Here is a 7892-nt window from a genome sequence, read left to right as displayed (position 1 = left end):
CTGGCCGGCTTGGGCCGCGCCCGAGCCGTTTGTGCCTTCTCCTGTGCCCACTGTGCGGTGTACCCCCACCGATACAACCCGCCCCGCGTCGAGCCCAGCGGATTCTTCACCCCGTGCCGATGCGAGTTATGACGATCCAACTCCCGCCACACCGTCGAAAAGTCGGTACCGACCGCTACCGCGATCTCCTCGAACGTCGCACCCTGCCGCCACAGATTCTCGATCACCAACCGCAAATCCGCCGTCAGCACATGAGCCCTCGCCACCCGCGACCCCTCTCAACCAGCCAGCACCAAGAAGGTCAACGACCCACTTGCACCGACCGGTTGAGAGGAAGGTCCGGATTGCCGGAAAGGCCCGGACATTCGCGCAAGATCGTCGAAAAAACAGCGGGGAAAGCGGGAAGGCGGGTCAGTGGGTCAGCGGGTCAGCGGTTGAGGCCGCGGCGGTCGAGGAGCGGCTCGATGCGCGGGTCCCGGCCGCGCAACGCCCGGAAGTAGCTCAGCGCGTCCGCCGTACCGCCCCGCGACAGCAGGGTCTGGCGGAAGCGGTCGCCGTTCTCGCGGGTGAGGCCGCCGTTCTCCTTGAACCATTCCACGGTGTCCGCGTCGAGCACCTCGCTCCAGATGTAGGAGTAGTACCCGGCGCTGTAGCTGCTGCCGGTGAAGATGTGCGCGAAGTAGTGCGAGCCGTACCGGGGCGGCACCTCGGCCAGCAGCGCACCGGCTTCCCGCAGCGCCCGCTCCTCGAAGGCGGCGACGTCGGCGATGATCTCCGGGTCGGCGAGGTCCTCGACGGTCAGCGTGTGCCAGGCGAGGTCGAGCAGGGTCGCGGCCAGGTACTCCGTCGACGCGAAGCCCTCGTTGAACTTCGCCGCCGCCTGCAGCCGGTCGATGACCTCCGCCGGGATGCGCTCGCCGGTCTCGTGGTGCACCGCGTAGTTGGCCAGCACCTCGGGCCACAGCATCCACATCTCGTTCACCTGCGACGGGTACTCGACGAAGTCCCGCGGGGTGTGCGTACCGGTGAACTTGGGGTAGGTCACGTCGGAGAACAGGCCGTGCAGCGTGTGCCCGAACTCGTGGAAGAGGGTCTTCACCTCGTCCAGCGTCAGCAGGGCCGGCTCGCCCGCCGGCGGCTTGTTGATGTTGAGGTTGTTGACGACGACCGGCTTCGTGCCCTCCAGGGCGTTCTGGTCGACGAACGTGTTCATCCACGCCCCGCCCCGCTTGGAGTCGCGGGTGTAGAAGTCGCCGAGGAACAGGCCGAGCGGCGTACCGTCCTCGTTGGACACTTCCCAGACGCGTACGTCCGGGTGGTACACGGGCAGGTCGTGGCGCTCGGCGAAGGAGATGCCGTAGAGCCGGCCGGCCGCGTGGAAGACGCCGTCGACCAGCGTGCGCTCCAGCTCGAAGTAGGGCCGCAGCTCCGCCTCGTCGAGGTCGTAGCGCTGCTTGCGCAGCTGCTCGGTGTAGAAGGCCCAGTCGTGCGCGGCCACCGGGTGCTCGGCGATCTCCTGCAGGCCGGCCAGTTCGGCGCAGGCGTTCGCCACGGCCGCCGGGGTCACCTGGGCGAGCATCTCCGCCACGGCCTCGGCTGTGCGGGCCGTGTTGTCCGAGATCTGGTACGCGGCGTGGTGCGCGTACCCGAGAAGGCGGGCGCGCTGGGCCCGGAGGGTGACGATCCGGCGGATCAGGTCGCTGGTGTCGTGCTCGTTGCCGCGGGCGCCGCGGGCGACCGACGCGGCGTGGATGCGCTCCCGGAGGGCGCGGTCGCGCAGGCTCGCGAGGAACGGCTGCTCGGTGGGCAGGATGAGGGGGAAGGTGTAGACGCCCGGCTCCCCCGCGGAGCCGGCGGCCGCGATCGCGCCGGCGGACAGGCCGTCCAGCTGGGCCGCGTCGGTGACGACGACGGCGAGGTCGTTGGTGTCGGCCAGCAGCCGGCTGGAGAAGGTCGTGCACAGCGTCGCGAGCTCGGCGTTGTACGCCTTGAGCTGCTCGGCCTCGGCCTCGCCGAGCTGGGCGCCGGCCCGGATGAACTGGACGTGGTAGCGCTCGAGCAGCCAGGCGGACTCGGGGTCGAGGCCCAGGTCGGCGCGGCGCTCGTAGAGGTCGGCGACCCGCGCGTAGAGCCGCTTGTCGAGGTAGATCGCGTCGCTGTGGGCGGCCAGCAGCGGGGCGACCTCCTCCTCGATCGCCTGCAGGCGGTCGTCGGTGTCGGAGCCGGTCAGGTTGAAGAAGACCATGGACACCCGGCGCAGCAGGTCGCCCGACAGCTCCAGCGCCACCAGCGTGTTCTCGAACGTCGCCGGCTCCGGATCCGTCGCGATCGCCTCGACCTCGGCGCGGTGGCCGGCCATGCCCGCGGTGAACGCCGGCAGGTAGTGCTCGGCCGTGATCCGGTCGAACGGCGGCAGTCGATACGGCAGGTCGCTGGGGGTGGAGAACGGGTTGTCGGGGGTCATGCGTACTCCTGTGATCGTCGGTGGGTCGGACTCTACCCGCGGGGACCGGTCCCCCTGAACGGCATTTCCCGGGGCATAATCCCCTAGTGGATCTTCCCTCGGGCGTCACCTCCCCGGTCGGCGGGGTCGTCTCCGCCGACCTGCTGACCCACAACAAGGCCAACGCCGCGACCGGCGGCATCTGGCGGGTCACCGGCACGGACGGCACCGCCATCCTCAAGATCGCCCGGCCGCCCGCCGACCCGCCCCACGGTTCGGCCGCGTGGCCCACCAGCGACGAGCCGACCCACTGGAACTACTGGAAGCGCGAGACGCTCGCCTACTCGACCGGGCTGACCGGCGCGTACGCGGACGCCGGCATCCTCGCCCCGGCCCTGTTGTCCCAGCAGGACCGGGCCGACGGGTCGATCGCGTCGTGGCTCGCCGACGCGGACGGCGTACCGGGTACCGAGTGGACGCCCGCGATGCTGGGCTCGTTCGCCGCCGCGCTCGGCACCGCCCAGGCCGCGTACGCGAACGCCGTCCCGGACCTGCCCTGGCTGTCCCGCCGCTGGCTGGCCGGCTACCTCGGCCGGGCCGACGTGTGGGCGAAGTGGGACGTCGACTGGGACCACCCGCTCGCGTCCGCCTGGCCCGCCGACGTACGCGCGGACCTGGAAACCCTGTGGCGCAACCGTTTCCATGTCCTGGAGGCGGCCGAGCGGGCCCCGCGTACGCTGGCCCACCTCGACGTCTGGCCGATGAACCTGATCGCGCCGGGCTCCGGTTTCACGCTGCTGGACTGGGCCTTCACGGGCGAGGGCGGCGTCGGGGAGGACGCGGCGAACCTCCTGATCGACAGCGTCACCGACGGGTACCTGGCGATGGATCTGCTCCCGGAGATCACGGAGGCGATCACCGACGGCTACACCGGCGCGACAGGAACGGGCCCGGAGCCGATCCACGCCTACGCCGCCGCCAAGTACGCCTGGTTCGGCCCGGCCGTCATGGGCCGCGCGATCCACGAGGGCGCGGTCGGCAGCGCGGACTACGGCGTACGGCAGTCCGTCGACGAGCACCTCGACCGGCTCCGCCCGCTGGTGACACTGCTCGCGCGCTGGGGCCGCGAAACCCTGTCCCCGCGGCACTAGGATGAAGATCATGAGGCTCGCGGTCTTCATCGAACCCCAGTTCGGCGCCACGTACGCCGACCAGCTGGCCATCGCCCGCCACGCCGAGCAGCTCGGCTTCGACGCGTTCTTCCGCTCCGACCACTTCCTGACGATGGGCTCCTTCCCGGCGGTGAGCGGCGACGGGCAACCCGGCCCGACCGAGTCGTGGGTGACCCTCGCCGCGCTGGCCGTACAGACCGAGCGGATCCGGCTCGGCACGCTGCTCTCCTCGGCGACGTTCCGGCTGCCCGGCGTCCTCGCGATGACGGTCGCGCAGGTCGACCAGATGTCCGGCGGCCGCGTCGAGCTCGGTCTCGGCGCCGGCTGGTTCGAGGCGGAGCACACCGCGTACGGCATCCCGTTCCCGCCCGTCCGCGAGCGCTTCGACCGGCTCGAAGAGCAGCTGGAGATCATCACCGGGCTGTGGGCGGCGTCGGGCACCTACGAGTTCCACGGCAAGCACTACGAGATCGCCGACTCCCCCGCCCTGCCCAAGCCCGTCCAGTCGCCCCGGCCGCCCGTCATCGTCGGCGGCGCCGGCCCTCGGCGTACGCCCGATCTCGCGGCCCGCTTCGCCGACGAGTTCAACGTGCCGTTCCGCCCGCTCGCCGAGACCGCCGCCGTCTACGACAAGGTCCGCGAGGCCTGCGCGCGCTATGGGCGTACCGAACTGCCCGTGTTCTCGGCCGCTCAGACCATCGCGTGTGGACGGACCGACGCCGAGGCCCGCCGCCGCGCCGAGGCCATCGGCCAGCAGCCGCCGCTGTTCGGCACGCCGGCCCAGGTCGCCGAGCAGATCGCCGCCTTCGCCGCGCTCGGCGCGCAGCGCCTCTTCCTGCAGGTGCTCGACATCCACGACCTCGATCACCTGGACGTCGTCATGTCCGAGGTGGCACCACGGCTCTGAGGCGCGCGTACTCCGCCGCCAGTTTGTCCAATGTGTAATGCGCGTTGAGGCCGCTCGGATTGGGCAGCAGCCACACCCGCGTCGCCCCCAGCCGGTCCGGCTGGGGGCCGACCGTGGCCGCCTTCACCCCGAAGGCGGTCCGGTAGGCACCGACGCCGAGCACCGCCAGCCACGCCGGCCGCAGCCGGGTGATCTTCCGCTTCAGCTCGGCCCCGCCCTCCGCCAGCTCCGCGCTGGTCAGCTCGTCGGCCCGTGCGGTCCCGCGGGCCACGATGTTCGTGATCCCCATCCCGTACGCGGGAAGCCGGTCCTGATCGAGCGACGTGAACAGCTCGGGGGTGAAGCCGGCCTGGTGGATCGCGGGCCAGAACCGGTTGCCCGGCCGGGCGAAGTGCCGCCCGACCGCCGCCGACCACAGGCCCGGGTTGATCCCGCAGAACACGACGTCCAGCCCGGGCGCGAGCACGTCCGGGATCGTCTTCCCGTACGCGGCGGCCAGCTGCTCCTTCGTCGGTCTAGCCGTCCGCGGCAAGCCGCAACCCCAGCGCCACGAGAACCGTCCCGGCGACCGCGTCGGTGGTCCGGCGGATGCGGACCGCGGCCGCGGCGCTGCCGGTCAGCCAGCGACGGGCCAGCCCGACCCCGCCGATGATCAGGCTGAACCACACCATCGCCTCGACGTCGTGCACGAACGCGAGCAGCGTACCCATGCCCAGCGGCGAGACACCCTCAGGCAGGAACTGGGGCAGCATCGCGATGTAGAACACGCCCACCTTGGGGTTCAGCAGATTCGTCGCGAACCCCTTGCCGAACGCGGCCGCCACGGTGCGCTGGGGGACCTCGCGTTCGACGGCCTCTTCGCCGCCGGCTTCACGGCGCCGCCGCCACACGTCCCGCAACATCGTCACGCCGAGATAGACCAGATAGAGCGCACCCGCGATCCGCGTGACCGTGTACGCCGTCCGCGACGCGGTCAGCAGCACGGAGATCCCGGCAGCGGCGGCCGCGCCCCACACCAGTGCGCCCGAGCAGATTCCGAAGGCCGTCGCGTACGCGGTCCGGTGCCCGTGCACCACCGCCGTACGCAGAACGAGCGCCGTGTCGACGCCCGGAATGATCGTCAGCAACCCCGCGACGACGGCGAACCCGCCCACTGCTCCCACAACACTCATGGACCCTCAGCCTAGGGGACGGAGTTGGTCTTGAATAGAAACTGTTGCGGGGACCGCATTTTCCATTCAAGACCATCCGGCTGGCCGCCGGCCCGGAGCGCGGCGGTCAGCTGAGCGAGAACTTTGCCCGGTTGTGCGGTGATCAAAAAGGCGGGAACCGCAGAACCGACCCGCGACTACCTGTGGAAGACCGACCTGAAGACCTCGTGGAAGGTCGGGAACGTCTTCTTGACGCAGTCCGGGTCGTCGAGCACGATCCCCGGCGTACGCAGGCCGGTGACGCTGAAGCTCATGGCGATCCGGTGGTCCCGCTCGGTGAGGATCTCGGCCGCCTGCGGCTGTCCGGGCTGGATCTCGATCCAGTCGCGTCCCGTCTCGACCTCGATGCCGAGGCGGCGCAGGTTCACCGCGGACGTCTCCAGCCGGTCGCATTCCTTGACGCGGGTGTTGTAGACGTCCTCGATGCGTACCGGGCCGGTCGCGAAGGGTGCGATCGCCGCGAGCGTCGGCATGGTGTCGGAGATGTCGCGCATGTTGACCGTGATGCCGTCGAGGCGGCCGTCGGGCGGGCCCGTGACGGTCAGGGAGTCCGCGGTTGCGCGTACGTCCGCGCCCATCCTGGCCAGGACCTCCGCGAAGCGCACGTCGCCCTGCAGGCTTTCGGTGCCGAGACCGGGGACGGTGATCGTCCGGCCGGTGACCGCGGCGGCGGCGAGGAAGTAGCTGGCGCTGGAGGCGTCGGGCTCGACGAGGTAGTCCTGGGCCCGGTAGCCGCCGGGTGCGACGACGAAGGTGTCGCCCGTACGCGTCACGGTGGCGCCGAAGCGGCGCATCATGGCCAGGGTGATCTCGATGTAGGGCAGCGAGACCAGCTCGCCCACGGTGATCCGCAGGCCTTCGGCCGCGAGCGGGCCGAGCAGCAGGATCGCGGTGAGGAACTGCGAGGACAGTGAGGCGTCGAGGGTGATCGCGCCGCCCTTCACGCCCGCGGCGTGGACGGTGAGCGGGAGATGGCCCTCGGCCTGCTCGCAGGTGACGTCGACGCCGAGCTGGCGCAGGGCGTCGATGAGCGGCGCGACCGGGCGGCGGCGCATCTGGTCGGAGGCGTCGAAGCGGAAGGTGCCGTGGCCGGCGGCGACCAGCGCGGGCAGGAAGCGGGTCGCGGTGCCCGCGTCCCGGGTGAACAGGTCGGCGCTCGGCACCGGCGGGCCGCCCGGCGAGCCCGTGACGCTCCAAGTGTCCTCGGTCGCTGTGTCCTCGGTCGCCGCGTCGTCGGTCGCAGCGTCGTCGGTCGCAGCGTCGTCGGTCGCCGACGTGGGATAGCCGAGGTCGCGCAGGCCGTAGAAGAAGGCCTGCGTGTCGTCGGAGTCGAGCGGCCGGCGCAGCGTCGTCACGCCGTCGGCGGCGGCCGCCAGGAACAGCGCCCGCGCCATGATGGACTTCGAGCCCGGAATCCTGACCTCGGTCATGACGCGTCCTGGAGAACCTGCAGGGCCTCGGCGACCGTGAAGGCGCCCGCGTACAGGGCCTTGCCGGCGATGACGCCCTCGACGCCGAGCTTGGCCAGGCCGGCCAGCGCCCGCAGATCGTCCAGGTTGGACACGCCGCCCGACGCGATCACCGGCTTGTCGGTCGCGGCGCACACCGAGCTCAGCAGCTCCAGGTTCGGGCCGGTCAGGGTCCCGTCGCGGTGCACGTCGGTGACGACGTAGCGCGCGCAGCCGGCCCGCTCCAGGCGGTCCAGCACCTCGAACAGGTCACCGCCGTCGCGGGTCCAGCCGCGGGCGGACAGCGTACGCCCGCGGACGTCGAGCCCGATCGCGACGCGGTCCGCGTACTCGCCGACGATGCGGTCGCACCATTCGGGGTCCTCCAGGGCGGCCGTGCCGATGTTGACCCGGGTCGCGCCCGTGGCCAGCGCCCGCCGCAGCGACTCGTCGTCCCGGATGCCGCCGGACAGCTCGACCTGGCAGTCGACCGACCGGACGACCTCGGCGAGCAGGTCCGCGTTGGAGCCCCGGCCGAAGGCGGCGTCGAGGTCGACCAGGTGGATCCACTCGGCACCCTGCCGCAGGAAGTCCAGCGCGGCGTCGCGCGGGTCGCCGTAGCTCGTCTCGGTGCCGGCCTCGCCCTGAACGAGGCGTACGGCCTGGCCGGCGGCGACGTCGACGGCGGGCAGCAGCTGCAAAGTCATGATC

The 7892-nt window shown here is 71.4% G+C and carries 8 protein-coding genes; 2 read left to right on the top strand and 6 right to left on the bottom strand.

Going from position 1 to position 7892, the window contains the following annotated elements:
- Positions 1 to 266: helix-turn-helix domain-containing protein (locus G401_RS55270; RefSeq protein ID WP_157546706.1), on the bottom strand; the 266-nt coding region annotated here is incomplete at its 3' end.
- A gap of 161 nt (positions 267 to 427) precedes the next feature.
- Positions 428 to 2464, bottom strand: coding sequence for a M3 family metallopeptidase (locus G401_RS0135590; RefSeq protein ID WP_034594088.1), 2037 nt, complete (start codon positions 2462 to 2464; stop codon positions 428 to 430).
- A gap of 86 nt (positions 2465 to 2550) precedes the next feature.
- On the opposite strand from G401_RS0135590, the gene G401_RS53740 reads away from it, so the two are divergent.
- Positions 2551 to 3594, top strand: coding sequence for a hypothetical protein (locus tag G401_RS53740; RefSeq protein WP_051367671.1), 1044 nt, complete (start codon positions 2551 to 2553; stop codon positions 3592 to 3594).
- Between the two features lie 10 nt (positions 3595 to 3604).
- Positions 3605 to 4522 (top strand): LLM class F420-dependent oxidoreductase, encoded by a 918-nt coding sequence (locus G401_RS0135580; RefSeq protein WP_027346231.1) that lies wholly within the window; start codon positions 3605 to 3607, stop codon positions 4520 to 4522.
- Here the strand turns inward: G401_RS0135580 and mug are convergent.
- From mug to priA, 4 genes are all read right to left on the bottom strand, one after another.
- Complete coding sequence (gene mug, locus G401_RS0135575; protein ID WP_034594087.1) at positions 4494 to 5054, bottom strand: G/U mismatch-specific DNA glycosylase; 561 nt, start codon at positions 5052 to 5054, stop codon at positions 4494 to 4496. The genes G401_RS0135580 and mug overlap by 29 nt on opposite strands.
- The gene (locus G401_RS0135570; protein ID WP_027346229.1) at positions 5038 to 5694 is read right to left on the bottom strand and encodes a LysE family translocator; all 657 of its coding nucleotides are present in this window, start codon (positions 5692 to 5694) and stop codon (positions 5038 to 5040) included. Before G401_RS0135570 ends, mug begins: the two co-directional genes overlap by 17 nt.
- A 176-nt stretch (positions 5695 to 5870) precedes the next feature.
- A complete protein-coding gene (gene aroA, locus G401_RS0135565; protein WP_027346228.1) occupies positions 5871 to 7163 on the bottom strand; it encodes a 3-phosphoshikimate 1-carboxyvinyltransferase in 1293 nt (430 codons plus the stop codon).
- Positions 7160 to 7888, bottom strand: coding sequence for a bifunctional 1-(5-phosphoribosyl)-5-((5-phosphoribosylamino)methylideneamino)imidazole-4-carboxamide isomerase/phosphoribosylanthranilate isomerase PriA (gene priA / locus G401_RS0135560; RefSeq protein ID WP_027346227.1), 729 nt, complete (start codon positions 7886 to 7888; stop codon positions 7160 to 7162). The genes aroA and priA overlap by 4 nt, the downstream gene beginning before the upstream one ends.
- Positions 7889 to 7892: the final 4 nt, after the last annotated feature.

It is taken from the genome of Hamadaea tsunoensis DSM 44101 (assembly GCF_000428945.1).
In the GTDB taxonomy this organism is placed as follows: Bacteria; Actinomycetota; Actinomycetes; order Mycobacteriales; family Micromonosporaceae; genus Hamadaea; species Hamadaea tsunoensis.
This window is presented reverse-complemented; position numbering and strand designations above follow the sequence as displayed.